The organism is Streptomyces dysideae (assembly GCF_001514305.1).
GTDB classification, from domain to species: Bacteria; Actinomycetota; Actinomycetes; order Streptomycetales; family Streptomycetaceae; genus Streptomyces; species Streptomyces dysideae.
Genome location: NZ_KQ949188.1, coordinates 1 through 1,452 on the forward strand (window position 1 = coordinate 1; position 1,452 = coordinate 1,452).

Consider the following 1,452-nt stretch of genomic DNA (forward strand, 5'->3'; position numbering starts at 1 on the left):
GAGACCGCTACGCCGTCGTCAGGGGCAACGCGGCGAAGGTGTGCCGCTCCCAGAGGCGGCGGGAGGCCTCCTCCGGGTAGGCGGCGACCGTCGGTTCCGAGTCGAGGACCTGGACGAGGCGCTGCTCGCTGTCGTAGGCCGCCCAGCCCGGGTCGCCCGTGGCCGCGAACGCGGTCCACGCGGAGCGGAAGCGGGCGGAGAGCGCCTCGGTCTCGGGCGAGGGCGCCGGTCCGGTCAGCATGCCGCCGAGCCCGCCGTACACACCGAAGGCCAGCGGTACATCCCGGCCATGGCAGGCACCGAGAGCGCCGCCGTTCGCCGGAGCGGACCAGGTGAGGTCGTACATGTGCGCCCGGCCGCCACCGGCCACCTGGGCCTCCACCAAGTGCAGCGATGGCATGCGGAACAGCCAGTCGGACTGGACCAGTTCGAACAGGTACTCCGCCGAGGCGTCCGGGAACGCGGCGCGGTAGGCGTGCTCGGCGTCCGGCGTCGGCCCGAACAGGCTCAGCGCCATCGAAGCCAGACCCTCGTCCACCCGCCCGAGCATCCCGCCCAGCATGAGGAAGAGACGGTACTCGTCCCGGTTGTGCCCGGCGATCAGCTCCACGTCGCGTGCGGCACCGCCCGCCAGGGCCTCCCACGGCGTGGTGGGCAGAACATCTCCGTCGACGACGGGCGAGAACGGGGTCGGGGTGAGGGCGACCGGACCCCAGCGGTGCACGTACTCGCGCATCCGACCACTCAGCGCGGCACCCGCCTGGGGCAGCTTGCGCGGGTCCACAGCGGACAGGTCGGCCACCGTCGGGCGCACGCCGAGCTCACCGGCCAAGGTCTCGGCGATGTCCGCGGCCAGCGCCTCCGAGAAGAAGGTACCCGGCACGCTCTGCGCAATGGCCCGCCGGAACAGTCCCCGCGCCCGGGGCATGGCCATCAGCGCGGCGATGGACCCGGCGCCGGCCGATTCACCGAAGACGGTGACCCGGTCGGGGTCGCCGCCGAAAGAGGTGATGTTCTCGCGTACCCACTGCAGAGCCGCGACATGGTCGAGCAGAGCCCGGTTCGCGGGAGCGCCCTCGATCGAGGCGAATCCCTCGATGCCGACTCGGTAGTTGAGAGTGACCACGATCAGGTCGCCGTCCCGCGCCAGGCGGCTGCTGTCGTAGGCGGGGTCGTCGGCGGAGCCGAACTTGTAGGCGCCCCCGTAGATCCACACCATCACCGGTCGGCGCGCCGCCGGGTCGGTGTCCGGCGTCCAGATGTTGACCGTAAGCCAGTTGTCACCGGCCGGAGGGGGTCCGGCGGGAGCCGCCTCGGGCCCGAACGGCTCCTGCGGGGGAGGCGGACCGAACGTGAAGGCCTTCCGTAGCCCGTCCCAACGGTCCGCCGGTCGCGGCGCCGCGAAGCGTGCCTCGCCCACCGGTGGCTGCGCGTACGGGATGCCGCGAAAGA

At 72.5% G+C, this 1,452-nt stretch carries 1 protein-coding gene; it reads right to left on the reverse strand.

Going from position 1 to position 1,452, the window contains the following annotated elements; translation table 11 throughout:
• Positions 1-7: 7 nt before the first annotated feature.
• Positions 8-1,452: carboxylesterase/lipase family protein (locus AQJ91_RS48295; protein WP_067036790.1), on the reverse strand; the 1,445-nt coding region annotated here is incomplete at its 5' end.